Genomic DNA, 21966 nt, shown 5'->3' with positions numbered 1-21966 from the left:
GGGCGGCGAACGGTACGGTCGCCGGTGATGAGGCGGTGGGCGGTATGACGGACGCGAACACGGGTCGGCAGGATTCCGCCGGCATCCGGGGCGGCGGTGGTGCGGGTCGGGCCAGCGTTCTGCTCGGTGGCGGGCTGGTCGCCGTGCTCCTCGCGGTCGTCGGTGCGACAGGCGGCTGGCTGCTGGCCGGCGAGGACGACGGAAGCACGGTGGATCCGCAGGCGGTGGCGAGCGCGACCGCCACGCCGACAGGTCGGGCCACCCCGTCCCGACCGGGTACGAGCCGGACCACTCCCGCCGCACCCCGGACATCCGCCGCACCGACCAAGGGGGCGGGGCTGACCGTGCCACCGGTCGTCGGCATCGACTTCGAGAAGGCTCGCGACACGCTGCGCAAGCAGCGGTTGGGCTGGCGGCTCGTCTTCGGCAACGGCAGCGGCCGTACGGTGGAGAGCACCTTGCCGGAGGTGGGCACCGAGGTGGCCCGGGGCACCACGGTGCAACTTCAGGTGGCCGGCCCGCCGCCGCCCGCCGAGGTGCCGGACGTGATCGGCGACGACTGCGCCGAGGCGGCGGACGACCTGGTCGATGCGGGTCTCTACCCGCGTTACCGCAGCGGGCGCAACGGAGAGGTCAGCCGGCAGGAACCGGCCGAGGACGGCCCCGCTCGCTGGAACGACGAGGTCAGCATCTGGTGCGGGTCGGATCCGCCGAACCAGCCGACGACGAAACCCCCCGCCTGACCGGCCGCGCGCCGATCCCACCGCCGGCCCGACCGTTTGGCCCGTCACGCCCGCCCGACCCGATCGGAGCCGGCCGGGCGCCCTGCGGCACGCGGTTCGCGTCGCTGATCCCCGCCCAGGTCGACCGGGGCGGTTAGGTTGGCGGTCGAGGGCCATGGTGCCCGCCCCGGTTCGGGAAAGGACGTGCGATGAGCGACGACCGCCAGGAGCCGCCCACCGGGGAGCCCGACGACGACCGGACGCGCGCTCTGCCACCCCCCGCCGACCAACCGCGGCCACCGGTGCCCGCCGCGTCGCCGGACGAGACCATGCCCATCGACCGCTCCGCGTCGGCCGGGCGCACCGCGTCGCCGGACGAGACCGCCCCGATCGACCGCTCCGCGTCGCCGGACGAGACGATGCCCATCGACCGCTCCGCGTCGCCGCACGAGACCGCGCCGATCGAGCGGGCCGCGTCGCCGGACGAAACCATGCCGATCGACCGGACCGCGCTGGGGCAGCCGGGTGACCGGACGGCTCGGATGCCGGTGGAGCGGTCGACGACGCCGCCGTGGGCCGGGCGGGCCGAGGTCCGGGCGCCCCGACCGGCCGAACCCGCCGAGGGCTGGTACGTCGAGGAGCAGAGCGGCAGGCGCTGGTGGCTGCCGATCCTCTGGGGGGTGCTCGCACTGCTCTTCGCCGGACTGCTCGGGGCGGCGCTCTGGGTGGTGCTGAGCGCGCGGGACGACGACCCCGACGGCCCGGGGTCGACTCCGTCGCTGCCGCCGGCCAGCGCCACCACGGCGGCGCCGACCAGCGCCGCGCCCACGTCGGCGGCGCCGACCAGCGCATCGCCGAGCAGCCCGCCGACCAGCGCCGCGCCGGAGGAGGTGCCGATGCCGCCGCTGACCGGCCTGCCGCAGGCCACCGCCGAAGGGCTGCTGGACCGGCTCGGCCTGACCTACCGGGTGGTGTACCGCCCGTCCGAGTTGCCGCCGGGGACGGTGGTGAGCACCGAACCGGAGCCCGGCACGCCTGTGCCGACCGACGAGGAGGTGCTGCTGGTGATCTCGCAGGCCCGGTCCTCGACGGGCAGCCCGGCCAGCCCGAGCCCGACGGTGACGGGCACGCCGTGACCGACGCTCACCACATCCGGCGGCGGGTGCCGACCAGGCCGAGGCCGGCCAGCGAGATGGTGAGGCCGAAGATGCCGGACCAGAACAGTGAGCGGCGGACGTCCGTGGCGCTGTGCCCGGCCGGAGCCGCCTCGGCGGTCTCCTGCTGGCCGTCGGACTGACCGCCGGCACCGGCGCCGGCCGCCGGGCCGGTCGGGTCGACCCGCCCCTCGTCGGCGGTGATCCAGTCGGGTTCGGAGTACGTCGGGTCGGAGTCGACCACGGTGATCTCGGGTGCCGGCACCGGAGTGACGAGCCGGGTGGACGACAACGCCGGGTCGCGGGCCAGCACCACGAGGGTGGTCACGGCCCCGAGCAGGGCGAGGAGTCCGAGAGCATAGGTGATACGGGAGCGGTTGTGCCGCCGCACGGCGGGCTGATTGACCATGACCATCCCAGGCTCAGGGTCCTGGACGTGCGGGTGGAACGGTGCCGGGGTGGGCGTACCAATTCTATGGCGACGGCACGCCTACCCGTGGCGGTTCGCGCTGGTCAGCCAACTTTGACCGGAGTACGGGCGACCGGTCGCCGGGGCCGCACGGTGTGCTGGCGGGGCTGAGGTGCGGCCTGCACCTGCCGCAGCCCGTCTCGCTGCACGAAGATCGACCGTCGGTTGACCGCGTCGCCCGCGGTGTTGAGTTCGTAGCCGTCGAGCCAGAGCCAGCCGTCGTAGGTCGGCCATTCAAGCACCCGGATCACCCGGAACATGATGGGCCTGAGGAACTGGACACTCGCGGCGCGAGTCACATGCAGTACGTCACCGGAGCGGGGAAGCACATGGGCTCCTGGGGAGGGTCGGCCGGCGACGTGCCGGCGGTGACTTGTCGGGGACGTCTCGGCCCGGTGACGGGGTCGCTCCTCTTGGGCCGCTGGTGCGAGGTGGCGGTGGTCGGGCCGTACCCGCTGGTGGCGTGCCGCCACCCGACCATCACCTGACTGCTTCCGGGGAACCGCGCCCACCGCCACAGCCGGCTGGCTTGCAGCGGTGGGGTCTTCACCCCGGGGCAGGTCTGTGCGTCGCTGGCCGGGCCCGTGCCCCGAGAAACTCTCCGAGATCGGTGGGGTCACCACACCCGGAGAGCGGATCGAGACGCTGAGTGATCCATGCCATACGGACAGAGTGCATCAGCGACGTGCTTCATGCAAGTTGCACGTCGACTTTTGCCAATACGTGAGTCCGACACGCAAATCGCCGCTTGAAGCCATCCGCGTGCGGACGGCACACTGGGGGCCGGTTTCGCCCGTCGCGGCCGTCCGATGCCGGCACCAACCCCTCGCCGCGAACGCCCGCCGGCCGACCATCGCGCCCCCGGCGGGCGGCAGTCAGCGGCGCGTCAACCGGAGGTAGCCCGCGTGGGGTCGAGCAACCAGCGGTGGGAACCAGAAACTCAGAGGTCGCGATGAGTGAGCGACGCAGCCCGACGATCAGACGGCGAAGGCTCGGTGCGGAGCTACGCCGGCAGCGGGAGTCGGCGGGGATAACCATCGAGGTGGTCGCCGAGCAGTTGGAGTGCTCGGCGTCCAAGGTCTCCCGGATCGAGACCGGGCACACCACGGCCACGCCGCGCGACGTGCGGGACATGCTGCGGATCTACGGCGTGGTGGGTGCCGAGAGCGACGAGCTCGTGCAGATCGCCCGGGAGGCACGGCAGAAGGGCTGGTGGCACCCGTACAGCACGGTGCTGGTCGGGGCGTACGTCGGACTGGAGGCCGCCGCGAGTTCGATTCGGGCGTACGAGCAGCAGGTGGTCCCCGGTCTGCTGGAGACCGAGGAGTACGCCGGGGCGATGATCCGCGCCGCCCGCCCCGATTTCACCGCCGACCAGGTGCACCAACGGGTGCGTGTCCGTCTGGGTCGTCAGTCGTTATTGACCCAGGACGATCCGGTCGATCTGTGGGTGGTGCTCGATGAGGCGGTGGTAAGCAGGCCGGTGGGCGGGGACGAGGTGATGCGCGGCCAACTCAGGCGGTTGGTCGAAGTGGCCGAGTTGCCGAACGTGACGCTGCAGATCCTGCCGTTCGAGGTGGGAGCGCACGCGGGCATGGACGGGACCTTCACGATCCTCAGCTTCCCCGAGCCCGGTGATCCGGATGTCGTGTACGCGGAGAACGCCACGGGTGGGCTCTTCCTCGAGAAGAGCGACGAACTACAGAAGTACAGCTTCATCTTCGATCACATCCGTGCTGCGGCCATTCGTCCGGAGGAGTCCGTCGCACACATCGCAAAACTGGCAGAGGAGCCGAGATGGCGACCAAAGGGTTCCCCGTGGACCTGACGCAGGCAACGTGGTTCAAGAGCTCGAAGAGCGGGCCGAACTGTGACAACTGCGTGGAGGTGGCGTACGTGACCGGTGCTGTCGGAGTTCGGGACTCGAAGGACAAGGCCGGTCCGGCTCTGGTCTTCGCGCCCGGCGACTGGCACGCCTTCGTCGCCGGTGCCCGGGGTGGTGTGTTGAGCACGTCCTGACCCAGCGGTCAGGTGAGGTCCCCGTCCGGCTCGACCGGGCGGGGACCTTCCGCGTCCCGGTTTCGGGCTGCCCCGGGGTCGGATCGGCCGGGTCCCGGTGAGGTTCCGCCGGGATTCCCGTCGCCACAGCGCGCCCGCCTCGTTGAACCGGTCGGTACGGCGCTGGATCACGACCCGCCGCACCGACCGCACCCGAACGAGGTAGGCGATACGGATGACGACGATCGGTTCAGACAACCTCACCAACGGTCCGGGCAAGCCGGAGCGGTTCGGTGGCAAGTACCGCGGGGCGCGTCGGGACACCGTACTGACCGAGGTGGTCTCGACCGAGCAGGAGTTGAACGGCCGGGAGTCGTCGGACTCCGAGGCGGCCGACGCGCCGCTCTCGTTGCCTTCGCTGGACCCGAACCCGCTGGTCGAGCCGTCGTTCCCGCCGACCGGCTGGCCGATGGAGCCCGCCGGTTCGCTGGCCGACCACCCGCTGCTGCGCGGCCTGCTGATGGAGTTGCCCCCGAAGGGCAGCGTGCCGCCGCCGGGCTGGCTGGACCGCTGGTTCGAGGCCACCCGGGCGATCCTGGAGCTGCTATACGTGCAGGGATCCGGTCGCTCGCGCTGAGCGTGGCGCATTCGGAAGCGCCCGCTCGGCGAGCCGGCTGTGCCGGAGTGCGTGCCGGACGCCGATGGCGGCCACCGCGAGTGCGCCGACGGTGATCGCCGGCCCGGTGACGCCGGGCTCGGCGCCGAGGTCCGCCCCGGCGGCCGCGATGACCGCCGGCACGGTCGCCAGGGCTGTCACCTGCAACGGCAACCCGACGAGCGGGTGCGCCGCGGCGGCGCGCAGCCCGTGCGGGGCGGGCGTGCCGGGGGCCGTCTCGAACGCGCCGGCGCCGGCCCGCAGGCGGCGGATCCGTCGTACGGAGCAGACTGCCACCACGAACGCCGGCCCGATGGCGAGGGTGAGCGCCGCGGCGGCCTGGTCGACCGGCGCGGTGCCGGCACTGAGCAGCCCGCCGATGGCCGCCGCCGCGACGAGCGCCACGCCGGCCAGCGCCAGCGCCAGCAACCATCCGGTACGCCTGCGCAACGCGGAGGTGTCGCGCAGCCGGGGCAGTCCGTCGGCCAGGACCCCGGCGGCCAGCCAGACCGCGGCTACCGGCAACAGGATGGCGAGCTGACTTTCCATGTTCGAGAGTCTTTCCCGATCCGGAGCTCGGCGAATCCGGGTCGGTCCCCGGTTCCCCCCGGAAGCCAGCCCGTAGGGGCCATCCCATCGAGGTGATGGACGTTTCGACATGTTTCTCAACCCGACTTACCGATCTACCCTCGGCTAGATCGGCAAGTGTCGATCGAGTTGATCGGTGGTAGTGGTTTCGCCGCCGGTCGGAGGGAGGTAGGGAGATGGGTCTTCCACGCAGGTCCGTACTGGTCGGGGTGGTAACCGCGACCGTGCTGGCCGTCGGTACCCCGGCCCTGGCCGCCGAGCCCGTCGGCGTGGTCCGGGAGGCCGGCGGAGCCACCGCCGTCCAGGACAGCTACATCGTCGTCCTCAAGGACAGCGCCGTCGCCCGCAACCGGGTCGGCGACGCCGCGCAGCGGCTGACCGGCCGGCACGGCGGGTCGGTCGCCCGCACCTACGGCACGGCGCTGCGTGGCTTCGAGGTCACCGTCAGCGCGAAGGCGGCGGCTCGGATCGCCGCCGACCCGGATGTGGCGTACGTCGAGCAGAACCACACCGTGTCGATCTCCGGCACGCAGGCCAACCCGCCCTCCTGGGGTCTGGACCGGATCGACCAGCGCAACCGGCCGCTGGACAGCTCCTACACCTACCCGAACACGGCGAGCAACGTACACGCCTACATCATCGACACGGGCATCCGCTTCGCCCACAGCGACTTCGGTGGCCGGGCGACCTCCGGCTTCGACGCGGTGGACGGCGGATCGGCCGACGACTGCAACGGGCACGGCACGCACGTCGCCGGCACCGTCGGCGGTTCCGCGTACGGCGTGGCCAAGGGCGTCCAACTCGTCGGCGTACGCGTGCTGAACTGCTCCGGCAGCGGCACCAACGCTGGTGTGATCGCCGGCGTCGACTGGGTCACCCAGAACGCGATCAAGCCGGCCGTGGCGAACATGAGCCTCGGCGGTGGGGCGAACAGCTCGCTGGACACCGCGGTCCGCAACTCGATCGCGTCGGGCGTGACGTACGGCCTCGCGGCCGGCAACGACAGCGGCGCGAACGCCTGCAACACCTCGCCGGCCCGTACCGCCGAGGCCATCACGGTCGGCTCGACGACCAACACCGACGCCCGTTCGTCGTTCTCCAACATCGGTACCTGCCTGGACATCTTCGCCCCCGGGTCGTCGATCACGTCGGCCTGGCACACCAGCAACACCGCGACCAACACGATCAGCGGCACCTCGATGGCCACTCCGCACGTGGTCGGCGCGGCTGCCCTGGTGGCCAGCGCCAACCCGAGCTGGACCCCGCTGCAGGTCCGTAACGAGCTGGTCGCCAACGCCACCCCCAACGTGGTGACCAGCCCCGGCACGGGCTCGCCGAACCTGCTGCTCTACGTGGGCAGTGGCGGCACCACGCCGCCGCCTCCCACCGGCTGCACCGGCACCAACGCCACCGACGTGACGATCCCGGACGCCGGGTCGGCCGTCACCAGCTCGATCACCATCGCCGGATGTGCCCGCAACGCCTCCTCGTCCTCCACGGTGGCGGTGAACATCGTGCACACCTACCGCGGCGACCTGGTCATCGACCTGCTCGCCCCGGACGGCAGCGCGTACCGGCTGAAGAACAGCGGTTCGGACAGCGCCGACAACGTGATCGCCACGTACACGGTCAACCTGTCCAGTGAGGCCGCCAACGGCACCTGGCGGCTCCAGGTGCGCGACGTGTACTCGGCCGACACCGGCTACATCAACAGCTGGACCCTGACCGTCTGACCGATCTTCCTACTGGACGAGGCCCCACCCGTTGTCCCGGGTGGGGCCTCGTGCCGCGCTAGTTCGAGGGTCAGACCGCGAAGGTGGCCGGTCGCTCGGTGGCCGGAGCCGGCGGGCGGGCCTTCCACAGGCCGGTCTTCTGCCCGGCCAACCGGGCCAGGTAGGCGGGGTTGAGGATCACGTAACGCTTCCAGAGGCGCTTCGGCTCCAGACCGAGCCGCCAGAACCACTCCAGGCCGGCGCGCTGCATCCACGGCGGAGGCTGACGCAGCAGCCCGGCGTGGTAGTCGAAGGCCGCGCCGACCGCCATCAGCGGCATGTCGAGCAGCGGGCGCATGGCGTACGTGAAGACCTCCTGGCGCGGGCAGCCGAGCCCGACCAGGACGAGCCGGGCACCACTGGACCGGATCCGGTCGGCGATCTCGGCGTCCTCGCCCGGCTGGGCCGCGCGGAACTTCGACGGCTCCACCCCTGCGATCTTGAGCGCGGGGAACATCCGCTCCAACGCCGGGATCAGCTTGGCCAGCGTCTCCTCGGTTGAGCCGTACAGGTAGACCGGCAGCCCTTCGTCCGCGAAGCGGGAGAGCACGTGCAGGGTCAGCGTCGGCCCGTAGACACGGTCGGTGAGCCCGGCGTGGTGCAGCAGGTTGAGCGCCCAGCGCACCGGCTGCCCGTCCGGGGTGACCACGTCGAAGGAGTTGAGCCGGGCGTTGTGCGCCGGGTCCAGCACGCCGGTCATCACGCCGTGCACAGCGAGTGCGGTAAGCGCGAGCGGACGCCGCTCGTGCGCCGCGGTCACCACCGCGTCGGTCGCCGTGGTGTAGTCGGTGGCGTCGACGAGGACGCCGAGCACGTTGCGCTTGGTCTGTGCGGTCATGACTGCGGCACCCACTTGTCCACGTTGGCCTCGTAGATCTCCCGCAGGATCATCGGGACGTCGTACGTGATCTTCCAGTCCGGGTACTGCTCCTCGAACCGGCCCATGCTGCTCACGTACCACTGGTGGTCGCCGGTGCGGTTCTGCTCGACGTAGTTGATCCGCGCCTCGCGGCCGGTGATCTCCTCGGCGATCCGGAACGCCTCGATGTGCGAGGTGTTGGAGTGCCGGCCGCCACCCAGGTTGTAGACCTCGGCCGAGCGGGGCGCACGGAAGAACGCCTCGAACGCGGTCAACACGTCGTGGGAGTGGATCGCGTCGCGGACCATCTTGCCCTTGTAGCCGAACAGGTTGTACGTCCGGCCCTCCATGACGCAGCGCATCAGGTACGCGAGGAACCCGTGCAGCTCGGCGGCCGAGTGCGCCGGGCCGGTCAGCGTGCCACCCCGGAAACAGGCGGTCTTCATGTCGAAGTAGCGCCCGTACTCCTGCACCATCACGTCCGCGGCGACCTTCGAGGCGCCGAAGACCGAGTGCAGCGAGTGGTCGATCGACATGTCCTCGGTGATGCCCTGGTACCAGCGGTGGTCCTCGGGCAGCTCGTACCGGGTGTCCAGCTCGATGAGCGGCAGGCTGTTGGGCCGGTCGCCGTAGACCTTGTTCGTCGAACAGTGGATGAACGGCGCGTCGATCGCGTGCCGCCGGGTGTTCTCCAGGATGTTGAGCGTGCCGCCGGCGTTCACGTCGAAGTCCGTGTACGGCTCCTTGGCCGCCCAGTCGTGACTCGGCTGCGCCGCGCTGTGGATCACCACGGCGATGTCCGGGCCGTACTTCTTGAAGACCTGCTCAAGACCGTCGCGGTCCCGGATGTCCACCGCGAAGTGGGTGTACGAGTTGCCCAGGTCACGGCTCAGCCGTTCCAGGCTCCACGAGGTGGAGCCGTCCTCGCCGAAGAAGTACCGGCGCATGTCGTTGTCGATGCCGACGACGTCCAGGCCGAGGCCGGCGAAGTGTCGGACCGCTTCGGAGCCGATCAGACCACCCGAGCCGGTCACCAACGCGACAGTCACACGCCACTCCTGGTCCATCGGAGGCAGAAACCATCGGAGCATAGCGTGATGCCCGGCACGCCCCGATACGACGGAAGGGCCCCGCATTTAGCGGAGCCCTCGTCATTTTGGTGGGGATGGGGGGAGTTGAACCCCCACGCCCTTTCGGGCACACGGACCTGAACCGTGCGCGTCTGCCATTCCGCCACATCCCCGTGGCACAACCCGGACCACTCTAGCCGCCTCGGGCCCGCTGTCTCCAACAGGCCCCGGTGAGACTAGGCTGTTCCGGGCGCTCGCCACGAGCGGTTACCGTTCGTGGCGGACGAAAGAGTAGCACGGCAGTCCCGGCCCTTCCGAACGGACCGGGAGCAGGCCGGCCGAGCGGCGTGTGAGCTGCGCGCGCCCCGGCCGGATACCATCATGGCCTCGGGACCCGAGGAGGAGCCGGTGAGCGTGCTGCAACGCTTCGAGAAGCGTCTGGAAGGCCTGGTCGAAGGGGCCTTCGCCAAGGTCTTCAAAGGGGTGGTCCACCCCGTGGAGATCCTCAATGCCATGCAGCGGGAGGCTGAGGCGCACAAGGCGATCCTGGCCGGTGGGCGGACGTTGGTGCCCAACCGCTACGTGATCGATCTCTCGCCGTTCGACCACGGTCGGCTGGCACCGTACGCCGCCGCGCTGGCCCAGGAACTGGCCCAGTCGCAGGCGGAGTTCATCGGCGAGCAGGCCTGGACGGTCTACGGCGACGTGATCGTCGAGATCGAGCGGGGCGAGGGCCTGGACACGGGAATGTTCCGGGTCACCGCCGAGGTCTACACCGGTGGCGAGGTCGCCCCCGTGTCGGCACCCGGCTACGACGCCGGCCCGCCCGCCTACCCCGCGTACGACCAGGGCGGGGGCTACGGCCCGCCGCCCGGGCACGGTGGCGGCCGCAACGTGCGGCTGGTCTCCGGCGACGGTCGCACCTACCCCCTCCAGATGGGGTCGACGGTGATCGGTCGCGGTGACCAGGCCAACCTGCGCCTGCCCGACGTCGGCATCTCCCGGCGACACGCCCGGCTGGATTTCGACGGCGGCCAGGTCGTGCTGACCGATCTGGGTTCCACCAACGGCACCATGGTCAACGGCCAGCGGGTCTCGGCCGTCGCCCTCAACCCTGGTGACATGGTCCAGCTCGGCACCACGACGCTGACCTTCCGCGTGGACGGCTGAGCCGCCTTGCCGGCACTGGTCATCACCGTTGCCCGGTTCGGGTTCCTGATCCTGCTGTGGATCTTCGTGTTCACGGTGGTCGGCGTGATCCGCCGGGACCTCTTCGCGGGAGCCCGGTCCGGTCGCCTGGTGGCGGCACCACGCGCGGTCGGCGCCTCGACGGGGCAGGCGGCCAAACCGGCGAAGGTGAAGCGGGGGCGGGCGGCCCACCAGTTGGTGGTGACCGCCGGTCAACTGGCCGGCACCCGGATCACCCTCGGCGAAGCGCAGATCACCATCGGTCGAGCCGAGGATTCCACGCTGGTCATCACCGACGACTATGCCTCCGCGCGGCACGCCCGGCTCATGCCGCGCGAGGGGCAGTGGTTCGTCGAGGACCTCGGCTCGACTAACGGGACTTACCTCGATCGCGCTAAGGTCACCGGACCAACCCCCGTCCCCCTCGGCGTGCCGATCCGGATCGGCCGCACTTCCCTCGAATTACGGCCATGACTCTGACCCTGCGCTATGCGGCCCACAGCGACCGCGGTCTGATCCGTGACGGCAATCAAGACTCCGTCTACGCCGGGCCGCGGCTACTCGCCGTTGCCGACGGCATGGGCGGCATGGCCGCCGGTGACGTCGCCAGCAACATCGTCATCGGTGCCATGGCGCCGCTCGACGAGGACGTCCCAGGGGACGCACTTGTCGACGCGTTGCGTTCGGCCGTGGGCACCGCCAACCAACAGCTCCGCGACACGGTGGACGCCAACCCGCAGTTGGAGGGGATGGGCACCACGCTGACGGCGACCCTCTTCTCCGGCAGCAAGCTGGGGATGGTCCACATCGGCGACTCGCGGGCCTATCTGCTGCGCAACGGTGAGTTCGCCCAGATCACCAAGGACGACACGTACGTCCAGATGCTCGTCGACGAGGGCCGGATCAGCGCCGAGGAGGCCAGTAGCCACCCGCAGCGCTCGCTGCTGACCCGCGCCCTGGACGGCCGGGACATCGACCCGGAATATTCGGTGCGCCAGGTGCTGCCCGGCGACCGCTACCTGATCTGTAGCGACGGCCTCTCGGGCGTGGTCAGCGCCGAGACCATCGGTGAATCCCTCCGGGAGTACACCGACCCGCAGCAGTGCGTCGAGCGGCTAGTCCAGCTCGCGCTGCGCGGCGGCGGTCCGGACAACATCACGGTGATCATCGCCGACGCCACCGACCACGACATCGTCGAGGCGACCCCGATCGTCGGTGGCGCCGCCGCCCGGGACCGGGGCATGGCCACCTCGGCCGACAACTCGACCCCCGCCGCGCGGGCCTCGGCGCTCTCCGCGCCGCGCCCGGCCGTGCCGGAGGAGCCGGCGGCCTCGGACGACGAGCCGGAGCGGCGCAAGCACCGGCCGGTGCGGGCCACCGCCATGGCGCTGGCCCTGCTGGTGATCCTCGCCGGTGGGCTCTTCGCCAGCTGGACGTACACCCAGCGCCAGTACTACGTGGGCGCCACCGAGGAGGGGCAGGTCGCGGTCTTCCGGGGCATCCAGGGTCAGATCGCCGGGATGGACCTCTCCACCGTGCACCGCACCAGCGGCACCCGGCTGGACGACCTCACCGTCGCCGCTCAGGACACCGTCAAGGTGGGCATCCGGGCCAAGAGTGAGCCGGACGCCGAGCGTCAGCTCGCCGAGCTGACCAGCGACACCCCGAGCAACCCCAACCTGAAGCCGATCTGCCCGCCCGACCCGACGGTGGTGGACGGCACGCCGACGCCCACGCCGACAGCGGCCCTGCCCGGGACGACCCCGAGTCCGAACGGCAGCCCCAGCGCCGGCCCACCGGCGACCCCCAACGGGGTCGTGAGCCCGACCATCGCGGCCACCGCCGATGCCGGCGCAACCGATCTGACCTCCCCATCCGACGCCACGCCCTCCGACTCGACACCGCCGGCGCTCGACCCGGCCGGCTGCCGGTCTCCTGAGTGAGCGTCGGCTGAGATCCCAAGGACTCCACCCGTGACCGTAGCGGCCACACCGGCACCCTCGCCCGCCACCACGGGCGGGGATTCCGGCGTACGCCTGGCCCGGTCCCGCCGCAACGCCGAGCTGTCCCTGCTGCTGCTGGCCATGGTGCTGGTGGCCGCCTACATGGCGACCGTCGAGGCGAACCTGCTGGACACGGTCACCCCGGACTTCTGGATGCCGGCCGCAGCGGTCGGCGCGGTCTTCCTCGGCCTGCACCTGGTGATCCGGTTCCTCGCCCCGTTCGCCGACCCGGCCCTGCTGCCGGCGGTGGCCCTGCTCAACGGCCTCGGGGTGGGCTTTCTGCGCCGGATCGACCTGGGCGAGGCAGCAGTTGCCGACCGGGAGGGCCTGGCCACCTTCGCCGGTATCGGCGGCCGGCAGTTGGCCTGGACGCTCGTCTCGGTGATCCTCGCCGCCGTCCTGCTGGCCATCATGCGCGACCACCGTTCGATCTCCCGGTACGCGTACACCCTGGGGCTTGCCGGCATCGTGCTGGTGATGCTCCCGGCGGTGCTGCCCAGCAGCATCTCCGAGATCAACGGCGCCAAGCTGTGGATCCGGGTCGGTGGCTTCTCCATCCAGCCGGGCGAGTTCGCCAAGCTGGCGCTGCTGGTCTTCTTCGCCTACTACCTGGTGCGCAAGCGCGAGGTGTTGTCGCTGGCCAGCCGGCGCTTTCTCGGCATCGACTTCCCGCGCGGGCGCGACCTCGGCCCGGTGGTCGTGGTCTGGCTGATCAGCGTCCTGGTGCTCGTGTTCGAGAAGGACCTCGGCACCTCGCTGCTCTACTTCGGCATGTTCGTGGTGACGCTCTACATCGCCACCGAACGCGTCAGTTGGCTGCTGATCGGTCTGATCCTCTTCTTCGGGGGCGCCTACCTCGCCTACGTCCTCGGCTCGACGGTCGGTGGGCCGTTCGCCAACTTCTACGTGCGTGCGGAGATCTGGCTGGACCCGTTCGCCGATCCGCACGGCAAGGGCTACCAGCTCGTCCAGGGCCTGCTCGCCCTCGGTACGGGTGGGCTCTTCGGCGCCGGTCCGGGCGGCGGTCAACCGGACATCCTGCCCGAGGTGCAGAACGACTTTATCTTCGCCGGCATCGGTGAGGAGATCGGCCTCTTCGGCCTCTCCGCGCTGCTGGTGGTGTATCTGCTGATCGTGGAGCGGGGCCTGCGCGCCGCGCTCGCGGTGCGCGACTCGTTCGGCAAGCTGCTCGCCGGCGGTCTCGCCTTCACCCTGGGCCTGCAGGTCTTCGTGATCGTCGGCGGCATCAGCAAGCTCATCCCGCTCACCGGTCAGACCACCCCGTTCCTGTCCGCCGGTGGCTCGTCGCTGATGGCCAACTGGCTGCTCATCGCGGTGCTGCTGCGGGTCTCCGACGGTGCCCGTCGGCCGGTGACCGGCGGTGGCGGCAAGGCGGCCCGACCGACGGGCGGCCCGCCCGAGCAGTTGCATGGTGCTCCCACGGAGGTGATCAGGCCGTGAACGCACCCCTGCGCCGGGTCGGTGTCGTCGTCATCGTCCTGTTCGGTCTGCTCTTCGCGAACCTGAACTGGATCCAGGCGTACAAGGCCGACGAGTACCGCACCAGCGACTACAACGGTCGGGTCCAGGTCGCCGACTACAAGCGCAAGCGCGGCAACATCGAGGCCGGCGGCACCGCGCTGGCCACCAGCAAGGAGACCACCGGCAAGCTGAAGTTCCAGCGCAGCTACCCGGGTGGCGCCAAGTACGCCCACGTGCTCGGCTACAAGCCCGTCAACCTGGCCGATCAGGGCATCGAGCGGGTGGAGAACGACTTCCTGGCCGGCACCAGCGACCAGCTGATCGGCGACCGGTTCAAGGACCTGTTCACCGGTGACGAAACCGGTGGCGGCAACGTGCTGCTCACGCTCTCCAAGCAGGCTCAGGACGTGGCGTACGACCAGCTGCGAAACAACCAGGTGGGGGCGAAGAGGGGCGCGGCGATCGCGATCGACCCGCGTACCGGTGCGGTGCAGGCGCTGGTGTCCATGCCCAGCTTCGACCCGAACCCGCTGGTCAGCCACAACACCACCGAGGCGGCCGCGGCGTTCAACAAGCTGGAACAGGACCCGGAGCGCCCGCTGAACAACCGCGCGCTCGGCGAGACGCTGCCGCCGGGCTCCACCTTCAAGATCGTGGTCGCCGCGGCGGCGCTGGAGAACGGCATCGGAAAGACCACCCAGATCCCGGCGGGGTCGAGCTACACCCCGCCCACCTCGGGCAGCCCGATCCGCAACGCCGCTCCGTCGATCTGCCCCGAGCGGCAGGTCACCCTGCTGGACGCGGTCACCGAATCGTGCAACACCGGCTTCGCCCAGCTCGGCGTGCGGCTCGGCGCCGACACGCTCAAGGAGAAGGCCCGGCAGTTCGGCTTCGAGCAGGAGGACCTCACCGTCGGCCAGCTCGGCGAGGGCGGCCTGCCCACGGCGGCCAGCCGGACCGGAGACATGCAGAACCCGGACGGCAGCACCGACCCGGCCGCACTCGCCCAGTCCTCGATCGGGCAGAACAACGTCCGGATGACCCCGCTGGAAGGCGCCATGATCGCTGGCGCGGTCGCCAACAACGGCAGCCAGATGCGGCCGTACCTGGTCCGGCAGTTGCTCGCTCCGGACCGGACCACGAGCTACTACACCGCCAAGCCGCGGGAGCTGCGCCAGCCGGTGAACGGCCAGGTCGCCGGTGACCTGCGCGAGATGATGGTCAGCGTGGTGCAGAACGGCACCGGTCGGAAGGCCTCGATCAGCGGTTACACGGTCGGTGGCAAGACCGGCACCGCGCAGTCCGCCCCGGACCGACCCGACCACGGTTGGTTCATCGGCTTCGCATTGGACAAGAACGGCAACCCGGTCTCCGCGGTCTGTGTGGTGCTGGAGCAGGCCGGGAGCGGCGGCAGCGCCGAGGCCGCCCGGATCGCCGGCCAGATCATGCGGGCCGCCATCGCCGACCCCGGGGGTCGCTGACATGCTCAGCCCCGGCGTCCAGCTCGGCAACCGCTACCGTCTCGACGAGCGGATCGCCAGCGGCGGCATGGGCGACGTGTGGCGCGGCACCGACCAGGTGCTCGGCCGGACGGTCGCGGTGAAGAGCCTGCTCCCCGCGCTGCTCGACGACCCGGACTTCGCCGAGCGGTTCCGCGGCGAGGCCCGGACGATGGCCACCATCAACCACCCCGGCGTGGTGGACGTCTACGACTTCGGCAACGACCAGCAGATCGCCTTCCTGGTCATGGAGTACGTCGAGGGCGACGCCCTGTCGTCCACGCTGAGTCGGGTCGGTCGGCTCACCCCGGCCCGCACGATGGCCCTCGTCGCGCAGGCCGCGGACGCGTTGCACGCCGCCCACGAGAAGGGCATCGTGCACCGCGACGTGAAGCCGGGCAACCTGCTGGTCCGGCCGAACGGCACACTCGTGCTGACCGACTTCGGCATCGCCCGCTCCGATCTGGTCGGCCAGCTCACCGCCGCCGGCTCGGTGCTCGGCACCGCCTCGTACATCTCCCCGGAGCAGGCGACCGGCGGGGTGGCGACCCCGGCGTCCGACGTGTACGCCCTCGGCGTGGTCGCCTACCAGTGCCTCGCCGGCCGGCGACCGTTCGAGGGCGACAACCCGCTCGACATCGCCATGCGGCACGTCCGGGAGAAGCCCCGGCCGCTGCCCGCCGACATCCCGCCGCAGGTCCGGGCGGTGGTGGAACGTGCGTTGGCCAAGGACCCGGCCGCCCGGTGGCCCAGCGCCGCCGCCCTCGCCGGGGTCGCCCGCCAGCTCAAGGCCGCGCTGTCCCAGCAGGCCAGGGCCGGTGGCAACCCCGGGCCGGTCTCCGCGGCACCGGCGTCACCGGCCGCACCCGGCCGGGCGCAGGTGCCGGCGGCGCAGCAGATGCGGCCGCCCGGCGCCCCGCACCGTCCGGTGCCCGTGGCGCAGCGGCCGACCTCGGTCCCGCCGGCGCAGCAGCTCCGCCCCACCACCGTCGCGCCGGCCGTGCCATACGCCCGGCCGCCGGCCGCCCCGACCGGCTACCCGCGTGGTGCAGCAGCGGTGCCGCCGGCACAGACCCGACAGGAACACCCTCCGGCGTACGTCCACCCGGCCGGCCCGACGCCGTCCGCGCCGGACGCCCACCGGTCGCGGCCCGGAATGGTGCTTCTCGCCATCCTGCTGGCCGTACTGGTCCTGGTTTGCTCCGGCGTGATTTCCTACAACCTGCGGAAGCAGTCGCAGTCCGGTGCCGCCGGTGCGCTGGCTACACAGACTGCGACGTCCGGCGCGCTGGGGCTCGACGGACGAGACGATGCGACCCGGACGTCGTACCGTCGTGAGGTACGACTCCAGCCGGGCGACGGCGGGACGACGACGAGCGAAGGACGACAGACGCGATGACAGCGCAGGCCCGCCTGCTCGGTGGCAGGTACCAGGTCGGCGAGCTGCTCGGCTATGGCGGCATGGCCGAGGTGCACCGCGGTCGCGACCTCCGGCTTGGTCGGGATGTCGCGATCAAGATGCTCCGTACCGACCTCGCCCGGGACGCGACGTTCCAGATGCGGTTCCGTCGGGAGGCACAGAACGCCGCCTCGCTCAACCACCCGGCGATCGTGGCCGTCTACGACACCGGCGAGGAAACCGCGCCGACCGGTGAGACGCTGCCGTTCATCGTCATGGAGTTCGTCAACGGGCGGACGTTGAAGGAGGTGCTCGGCGCCGAAGGGCGACTGCAGCCCCGCCGGGCGCTGGAGATCTGCGCCGACATGTGCGCGGCGCTGGAGTTCAGCCACCGGCACGGCATCATCCACCGGGACATCAAACCGGGCAACGTCATGCTCACCCAGACCGGCCAGGTCAAGGTGATGGACTTCGGCATCGCGCGGGCGCTGGCCAGCGGCGCGACCACCATGACGCAGACCAGCGCGGTGATCGGCACGGCGCAGTACCTCTCCCCGGAGCAGGCGCGCGGTGAGGCCGTCGATGCCCGCTCCGACGTGTACGCGGCCGGCTGCGTGCTCTTCGAGCTGGTCTGCGGGCACCCGCCGTTCGTCGGGGACAGCCCGGTCAGCGTCGCGTACCAGCATGTGCGGGAGACGCCGCCGACGCCGAGCGACATCAACCCGGACGTCAACCCGGCCGTCGACGCCATCGTGCTCAAGGCGCTGTCGAAGAACCCGCTCAACCGCTACCAGAGCGCCGGGGAGATGCGGGCCGACCTGCTCCGCGCCGCCGCTGGCCGGCCGGTGCTGGCCACTCCGGTGCTGCGCGAGGCCGAGACGGTGGCGATGGCTCCGGCCGGCGGTGGGGGCGGCTACCCGGCTGCCGCCGCTGGGGCGCAGACCCGGCAGATCCCGGCCCGGGTCGGCGACCCGCGCCAGCGGAAGGCATCCTCCTGGCTGATCGCCCTGTTCAGCGCGGTCGGCGTGCTGGCGGTGATCGCCCTGGTGGCGGCGCTGCTCTGGAGCCAACAGCAGGACAAGAACCTGAAGTCGGTGCCCACGCTGGCCGGTAAGACGCAGGACGCCGCGTTCAGTGAGATCCGCAACGCCAACCTCCAGCCGGTGCTGGGTGACCCGGTTTCGAACAGCACCTGCAAGGAAGGCACCGTGGTCGGCCAGAACCCGCAGCCGGACACTCGCCTGAAGGCGGCCAGCACGGTCACCATCCAGATCTGCGCCGGCAAGCCCGAGGTGACGATTCCTCCGGGTCTGGTCAACTCCCAGGCCGAGAACGTCGAGCCCCAGCTCAAGGCTCTCGGGCTGGTGGTCGAGCAACGCCCGGTCGACAACCCTGCCCAGAAGGGCATAGTGGTCAGGGTCAACCCCCCGTCCGGGACCACCGTCGCCCAGAACAGCAAGGTGACGCTCGACGTCTCGCGGGGCAATGTCAACAAGGTCCCCAACGTCGTCAACTCGACCAAGGATGAGGCCGCTCAGGAGCTCCGCGCGGCGGGTTACGAGGTCAGATTCCGTGATGGTGACGAGGTGTCGCCCGACCGGGCCGGCCGCGTCCAGTCGCAGAACCCGAAGGCCGGCACCGAGTTGGCCCAGGGCAAGACGGTGACCATCGAGGTCAGCATCCCGGAGAAGGTGGACGAGACGCCCAGTCCGCCGCCGACGACGCCGACGCCGACGACCACGCCGACCACGCCGGGCGGCGGTGGCGGCTCGGGTCTGCCGTTCCCGCCGATCCGGCTCCCCGAGGAGTAGGCCGTCGCACGTCGGAGCGCCCCGGTGGGCAGCGGCCCCAGCGCTGGCCGGTGGCGACGGAACCTGCTCCGCGGGGCCGCCGCTGGCCTGGCCGCGCTGCTGCTCGCCAGTGTCCCGTGGCTGTGGACGACGATCGGTGCGCGCGGGCACGTACACGACGAGGCGGATGCGCCGGCCGCCGACGTGGTGATCGTGCTCGGCACCGCCGTGGCGGCGGATCGACAACGGCCGGGAGAACGGCTCGCCGGCCGCCTGGAGACCGCCGCCGAGTTGGTGACCAGCGGACGGGCCAAGGTCGTCCTCGTGTCGGGCGACGGCGGCGGCAACTCGGGTGACGAGACGGCGGTGATGACGTCGTACCTCGCCGATCTCGGTGTCGACCCGCGTCGCGTGGTGGCCGACCCGTTCGGCCTCGACACCTACGACAGTTGCCTGCGAGCGCGTGAGGTGTACGGCGTCGAGCGGGCCCTGATCGTGACCCAGTCCTACCACCTGTCCCGGGCCGTGACGCTGTGCCGACATCTCGGCCTCGACGTCGACGGCGTGACCGCACGCTGCGACGGTTGCGGTCGCGCGCTGCTCGCCGAGAAGTCGGTCCGGGACTACTTCGCCAGCGGCAAGGCGGCGTGGGACGCGGTCCGAGGCCGGGCACCGGCGGTCAGCTCGCCCGCGGATCCGGCGGTCCAGAACGCGCTGCGCGGCTGACCTCGCGGCGCTGGGCGGTGGCCGCTGTCGATCCGCTCCCAGACAGCTTCAACGGCCTGCCCAGGAGGCCCGGTGGAGTCCTCGCGTCGTCCAGCCGCCACCGATTGTCGAGCGCCCCGTCGCAGGCCCATCGACCGTGAGCGACCAGGGCTCGTCGGTCCCACCCTCCAAAGGGGACAGCGCGGCCGCCCTCGGCCAACTATCATTCGTGTTTCTTGATCCTTGGCTGCGGTGAGGGAATCAGCGGGCGCCGTATGTCCGCCGACCAACCTTGGAGGAAAAACGGTGAAGCGTGTCGCGTTTTCGGTAGCAGGGGCTGTGGCTGCTACGGCTTTCATTCTCGTACCGGCTGGGGCCGCGCAAGCTGCGGATGGCGGTGATGGAAGCGTTCTCTGCAACACGGGCGAGATCTGCTTCCGCAAGGACACCTACGGCACCGACCAAATGCGCAAACAGTTCTGGAACGGCGCCAACCATGGCGCGAACTCCAAGCACGGCGACTACATGTGGTTCTATGTTTCGGGTGGCTACACGACCACCGAACGAGTTATGGACAGCGCTCGGTTCCTTACCAATCGTGACACCGAGTGCACTGTCTACGTATGGGACGTCGACAGGTACGGCAACTGGTTCACGTACGCTTCCCAGGGCGCGAACAGTGGCGGTACTTCTCGTAGCATCGACCCATACAACAACGGTCACTCCCGCTGCGGCGGCTCGGCGAGTTACAACCCGAAGAACCTGTAACACCCAGGGCGTGCGTCCTGGAAGAATCATCTTTCCTGCGTCCATCGCTCAAGTTGAACAGGGTCTGCCAATTTCCGCCAACCCCACCTGGTCGCAGCAAGCGGCGTGGCTACGGCGTGCCAGCGCCGTGGCAGTGGTGTTCTTACATCTAGCAACGGAGGAAAGTTTCCATGAGGACAGCTCCAGCTAAATCTGCCGGCCGAAGGATCGCCAGCTTGGGCTCCGCCGCAGCGCTAGTGGCCGCCGGTGTCACGATCCCTGCCACGGCGGCGCAGGCCGATGACAGTGGTAACGGAACCGTTGTGTGTGTCGTCGGCGAGATCTGCTTTAGCAGCGACAAGTATGGCGGCAACACCATGCGGAAGCAGTTCTATAACGGCGCCAACCATGGCGCGAACTCCAAGCACGGTGACTACCTGTGGTTCTACGTCCCCGGTGGCTACACGACAAACGAACGCGTTATGGACGGCGCGGAGCACCTTAATAATCGCGATACCGCGTGCACGGTTTACGTGTGGGACGTTGACGGTTACGGCAACTGGTTCACGTACGTGTCGGTTCAGAACGACGGAATGCCTTTCCCCGTCAGATCCGCTACGCCCCGTAACAACGGCCACTCCCGCTGCGGTGGCAGTTCAAGTTACAACCCCAAGAACCTCTGATACTTACCTGACCGTATGCGTGGGCGGACGGGACGTCCGCCCACGCATAATTCCTCATAAACTCCTCTGGAGGTGTTCCCGGTGTCCGCGCTACGCCGCGCTGAGCCCCGTCGCCTGCTGACTGTCCTGCTCGCGCTCGCCTTAACGACGGCCGGTTGCGGCAGCAACGGAGGAACGCCGTCGGGTTCGGGACCGACCGGCGTCGCCGGTCGGACGGCAGCGCCCAACCAACCCTTCGACGCCCTGCTCGGCGAGGAGTACAGTTCGGTCGAGTTGGCCAGGCTTCGCATACGCGATAAATGCCTTGCCGACGCTGGTTATCCGCAGAACCGTGACAATTTCAGCACGTGGCGTCCGCCGGACCCGTTCGAGCCACTGCTGCTGTCGGCCCAGAACCTGGGGCCGACCAGTGAGCAGGAGGCACGACGTCTCGGCTTCGGTGCAGACTTCCCCGGCGAGCCTGCTCGAATCGTCAGCCTTGATGCTGGCTACGACACGAACCTCAAGCGGTGCGAGGCTGAGGCGTGGACGCGGTTCGGCCCTAAGGCCAAGCAGACGATGACCGACTACTTCGACTTGTTCAACGTGCTCGGGCCGTACCGGTACGAGGTCGAGCGCGAGATGCCCTCGGATCTGGCGTCCAAGCTATATGACTGCATGGCCACGAAGAACTACCGGGCAGACCGCGATGCGTTCCTCAGGACACCGAACTACACCCTCTTCGGTGTGCAGTTCGGCGCCAGCGAGCGCGGCCCCGAGGAGGACTGGCAGCCGGCTAGCCGACCCGGAGTGGTCCAGGTCGGTCCAGCCATCCCCGCCCGGCGGTATGTACCCACGCCGGCCGAGTCGGATCTCGCGGTGGCCTGGTTCCAGTGCAGTAAGGACGTCGGACGGGTCGAGGCTCATCTCGCTGCCGCGTTCCGGGTGCAGCAGCGCTACGTGGACCGTTACGAGAGCCGCATAACGGAGCTCAATGAGCAGATCAAGACCCTCGCTCGCCAGTCGGCCGGCCTGCTGGCCCAGAATTAATGCGGCAGGCATCGCGTGTGTCTGGCGCGTCGGTGTTGTGGCAGCCAGGTCGTCGAGTTGCTGCACACCACGCACGCGCTTACGGGTCGGTGACATCCACGCCGCCCAGAGATTGCTGCCTACGACGATGATGACGACCATGTGCCACGGGGAG

22 protein-coding genes and 1 tRNA gene are annotated in these 21966 nt (G+C 70.2%); 17 read left to right on the top strand and 6 right to left on the bottom strand.

The genetic code is table 11. From position 1 onward, the window contains the following. The first annotated feature begins 44 nt into the window (after positions 1 to 44). Together ABZ780_RS29650 and ABZ780_RS29645 are read left to right on the top strand one after the other, a co-directional pair. The gene (locus ABZ780_RS29650; RefSeq protein WP_357003293.1) at positions 45 to 743 is read left to right on the top strand and encodes a PASTA domain-containing protein; all 699 of its coding nucleotides are present in this window, start codon (positions 45 to 47) and stop codon (positions 741 to 743) included. 188 nt (positions 744 to 931) lie between these two features. Continuing rightward, entirely contained in the window at positions 932 to 1858 is a 927-nt protein-coding gene (locus ABZ780_RS29645; RefSeq protein ID WP_357003295.1) for a PASTA domain-containing protein, read from the top strand. Between the two features lie 7 nt (positions 1859 to 1865). Here the strand turns inward: ABZ780_RS29645 and ABZ780_RS29640 are convergent, their stop codons facing one another. Then, a complete protein-coding gene (locus tag ABZ780_RS29640) occupies positions 1866 to 2291 on the bottom strand; it encodes a hypothetical protein (protein WP_357003297.1) in 426 nt (141 codons plus the stop codon). Between the two features lie 98 nt (positions 2292 to 2389). Further along, on the bottom strand, positions 2390 to 2674 hold the full coding sequence (locus ABZ780_RS29635; protein WP_357003299.1) for a hypothetical protein: 285 nt from the start codon (positions 2672 to 2674) through the stop codon (positions 2390 to 2392). Positions 2675 to 3297: 623 nt separating this feature from the next. Between ABZ780_RS29635 and ABZ780_RS29630 the strand changes: the two genes are divergently transcribed. The 3 genes from ABZ780_RS29630 (at position 3298) to ABZ780_RS29620 (ending at position 4980) form a co-directional block, all read left to right on the top strand. Next, positions 3298 to 4173 carry a helix-turn-helix transcriptional regulator gene (locus ABZ780_RS29630; RefSeq protein WP_357003301.1) on the top strand — a complete coding sequence of 292 codons (876 nt, stop codon included), beginning with the start codon at positions 3298 to 3300 and terminating at the stop codon, positions 4171 to 4173. Next, positions 4143 to 4364 (top strand): DUF397 domain-containing protein, encoded by a 222-nt coding sequence (locus ABZ780_RS29625; RefSeq protein WP_357003303.1) that lies wholly within the window; start codon positions 4143 to 4145, stop codon positions 4362 to 4364. The genes ABZ780_RS29630 and ABZ780_RS29625 overlap by 31 nt, the downstream gene beginning before the upstream one ends. 214 nt (positions 4365 to 4578) lie before the next feature. Then, positions 4579 to 4980: a hypothetical protein gene (locus tag ABZ780_RS29620; protein WP_357003306.1), complete on the top strand. Its 402-nt coding sequence runs from the start codon at positions 4579 to 4581 to the stop codon at positions 4978 to 4980. Here ABZ780_RS29620 and ABZ780_RS29615 read toward each other — a convergent pair. After that, positions 4948 to 5547, bottom strand: coding sequence for a hypothetical protein (locus tag ABZ780_RS29615; protein ID WP_357003308.1), 600 nt, complete (start codon positions 5545 to 5547; stop codon positions 4948 to 4950). The two genes, ABZ780_RS29620 and ABZ780_RS29615, sit on opposite strands and share 33 nt — an antisense overlap. 215 nt (positions 5548 to 5762) lie before the next feature. Here ABZ780_RS29615 and ABZ780_RS29610 point away from each other — a divergent pair, with 215 nt between their 5' ends. Beyond that, complete coding sequence (locus tag ABZ780_RS29610; protein WP_357003310.1) at positions 5763 to 7319, top strand: S8 family serine peptidase; 1557 nt, start codon at positions 5763 to 5765, stop codon at positions 7317 to 7319. Between the two features lie 70 nt (positions 7320 to 7389). On the opposite strand, the gene ABZ780_RS29605 is transcribed toward ABZ780_RS29610, so the two are convergent. From ABZ780_RS29605 to ABZ780_RS29595, 3 genes are all read right to left on the bottom strand, one after another. After that, on the bottom strand, positions 7390 to 8196 hold the full coding sequence (locus tag ABZ780_RS29605; protein WP_357003312.1) for a WecB/TagA/CpsF family glycosyltransferase: 807 nt from the start codon (positions 8194 to 8196) through the stop codon (positions 7390 to 7392). Further along, entirely contained in the window at positions 8193 to 9308 is a 1116-nt protein-coding gene (locus tag ABZ780_RS29600) for an NAD-dependent epimerase/dehydratase family protein (RefSeq protein ID WP_357003314.1), read from the bottom strand. Before ABZ780_RS29600 ends, ABZ780_RS29605 begins: the two co-directional genes overlap by 4 nt. Before the next feature lie 66 nt (positions 9309 to 9374). Further along, positions 9375 to 9460, bottom strand: a tRNA-Leu gene (locus ABZ780_RS29595). A 208-nt stretch (positions 9461 to 9668) separates the two neighbouring features. Here ABZ780_RS29595 and ABZ780_RS29590 point away from each other — a divergent pair. The 11 genes from ABZ780_RS29590 to ABZ780_RS29540 all read left to right on the top strand — a co-directional run bounded on the left by ABZ780_RS29590 (position 9669) and on the right by ABZ780_RS29540 (position 21812). After that, positions 9669 to 10457, top strand: coding sequence for a DUF3662 and FHA domain-containing protein (locus ABZ780_RS29590; protein WP_357003316.1), 789 nt, complete (start codon positions 9669 to 9671; stop codon positions 10455 to 10457). Between the two features lie 6 nt (positions 10458 to 10463). Further along, positions 10464 to 10949 carry an FHA domain-containing protein gene (locus ABZ780_RS29585; protein ID WP_357003318.1) on the top strand — a complete coding sequence of 162 codons (486 nt, stop codon included), beginning with the start codon at positions 10464 to 10466 and terminating at the stop codon, positions 10947 to 10949. Then, the gene (locus ABZ780_RS29580) at positions 10946 to 12418 is read left to right on the top strand and encodes a protein phosphatase 2C domain-containing protein (RefSeq protein WP_357003320.1); all 1473 of its coding nucleotides are present in this window, start codon (positions 10946 to 10948) and stop codon (positions 12416 to 12418) included. The genes ABZ780_RS29585 and ABZ780_RS29580 overlap by 4 nt, the downstream gene beginning before the upstream one ends. Before the next feature lie 30 nt (positions 12419 to 12448). Next, a complete protein-coding gene (locus ABZ780_RS29575; RefSeq protein ID WP_357003322.1) occupies positions 12449 to 13939 on the top strand; it encodes an FtsW/RodA/SpoVE family cell cycle protein in 1491 nt (496 codons plus the stop codon). Then, the gene (locus ABZ780_RS29570) at positions 13936 to 15441 is read left to right on the top strand and encodes a penicillin-binding transpeptidase domain-containing protein (RefSeq protein ID WP_357003324.1); all 1506 of its coding nucleotides are present in this window, start codon (positions 13936 to 13938) and stop codon (positions 15439 to 15441) included. Before ABZ780_RS29575 ends, ABZ780_RS29570 begins: the two co-directional genes overlap by 4 nt. Before the next feature lies 1 nt (position 15442). Continuing rightward, complete coding sequence (locus tag ABZ780_RS29565; RefSeq protein ID WP_357003326.1) at positions 15443 to 16858, top strand: protein kinase; 1416 nt, start codon at positions 15443 to 15445, stop codon at positions 16856 to 16858. After that, positions 16855 to 18669 carry a Stk1 family PASTA domain-containing Ser/Thr kinase gene (pknB, locus tag ABZ780_RS29560; protein WP_357003328.1) on the top strand — a complete coding sequence of 605 codons (1815 nt, stop codon included), beginning with the start codon at positions 16855 to 16857 and terminating at the stop codon, positions 18667 to 18669. Before ABZ780_RS29565 ends, pknB begins: the two co-directional genes overlap by 4 nt. A gap of 24 nt (positions 18670 to 18693) precedes the next feature. Continuing rightward, positions 18694 to 19374: an ElyC/SanA/YdcF family protein gene (locus ABZ780_RS29555; RefSeq protein WP_357003330.1), complete on the top strand. Its 681-nt coding sequence runs from the start codon at positions 18694 to 18696 to the stop codon at positions 19372 to 19374. 285 nt (positions 19375 to 19659) lie between these two features. Then, positions 19660 to 20121: a hypothetical protein gene (locus ABZ780_RS29550; protein ID WP_357003332.1), complete on the top strand. Its 462-nt coding sequence runs from the start codon at positions 19660 to 19662 to the stop codon at positions 20119 to 20121. A gap of 215 nt (positions 20122 to 20336) precedes the next feature. Then, a complete protein-coding gene (locus tag ABZ780_RS29545; protein WP_357003334.1) occupies positions 20337 to 20783 on the top strand; it encodes a hypothetical protein in 447 nt (148 codons plus the stop codon). Between the two features lie 81 nt (positions 20784 to 20864). Beyond that, on the top strand, positions 20865 to 21812 hold the full coding sequence (locus ABZ780_RS29540; RefSeq protein WP_357003336.1) for a hypothetical protein: 948 nt from the start codon (positions 20865 to 20867) through the stop codon (positions 21810 to 21812). Positions 21813 to 21966 lie beyond the last annotated feature (154 nt).

Origin of the sequence: Micromonospora sp. NPDC047467, assembly GCF_040643095.1 — a bacterium.
Lineage (GTDB): Bacteria > Actinomycetota > Actinomycetes > Mycobacteriales > Micromonosporaceae > Micromonospora.
The sequence above is the reverse complement of the archived record's forward strand: the minus strand, read 5'-3'. Positions and strand labels throughout refer to the sequence as shown.

Bases quoted from the DNA above. Each gene is read 5' to 3' on its own strand.
- ABZ780_RS29650 (WP_357003293.1), top strand. From the start codon at position 45: ATGACGGACGCGAACACGGGTCGGCAGGATTCCGCCGGCATCCGGGGC.
- ABZ780_RS29645 (WP_357003295.1), top strand. From the start codon at position 932: ATGAGCGACGACCGCCAGGAGCCGCCCACCGGGGAGCCCGACGACGAC.
- ABZ780_RS29640 (WP_357003297.1), bottom strand. From the start codon at position 2,291: ATGGTCATGGTCAATCAGCCCGCCGTGCGGCGGCACAACCGCTCCCGT.
- ABZ780_RS29630 (WP_357003301.1), top strand. From the start codon at position 3,298: ATGAGTGAGCGACGCAGCCCGACGATCAGACGGCGAAGGCTCGGTGCG.
- ABZ780_RS29625 (WP_357003303.1), top strand. From the start codon at position 4,143: ATGGCGACCAAAGGGTTCCCCGTGGACCTGACGCAGGCAACGTGGTTC.
- ABZ780_RS29620 (WP_357003306.1), top strand. From the start codon at position 4,579: ATGACGACGATCGGTTCAGACAACCTCACCAACGGTCCGGGCAAGCCG.
- ABZ780_RS29615 (WP_357003308.1), bottom strand. From the start codon at position 5,547: ATGGAAAGTCAGCTCGCCATCCTGTTGCCGGTAGCCGCGGTCTGGCTG.
- ABZ780_RS29610 (WP_357003310.1), top strand. From the start codon at position 5,763: ATGGGTCTTCCACGCAGGTCCGTACTGGTCGGGGTGGTAACCGCGACC.
- ABZ780_RS29605 (WP_357003312.1), bottom strand. From the start codon at position 8,196: ATGACCGCACAGACCAAGCGCAACGTGCTCGGCGTCCTCGTCGACGCC.
- ABZ780_RS29600 (WP_357003314.1), bottom strand. From the start codon at position 9,308: ATGCTCCGATGGTTTCTGCCTCCGATGGACCAGGAGTGGCGTGTGACT.
- ABZ780_RS29590 (WP_357003316.1), top strand. From the start codon at position 9,669: ATGGCCTCGGGACCCGAGGAGGAGCCGGTGAGCGTGCTGCAACGCTTC.
- ABZ780_RS29580 (WP_357003320.1), top strand. From the start codon at position 10,946: ATGACTCTGACCCTGCGCTATGCGGCCCACAGCGACCGCGGTCTGATC.
- ABZ780_RS29565 (WP_357003326.1), top strand. From the start codon at position 15,443: ATGCTCAGCCCCGGCGTCCAGCTCGGCAACCGCTACCGTCTCGACGAG.
- pknB (WP_357003328.1), top strand. From the start codon at position 16,855: ATGACAGCGCAGGCCCGCCTGCTCGGTGGCAGGTACCAGGTCGGCGAG.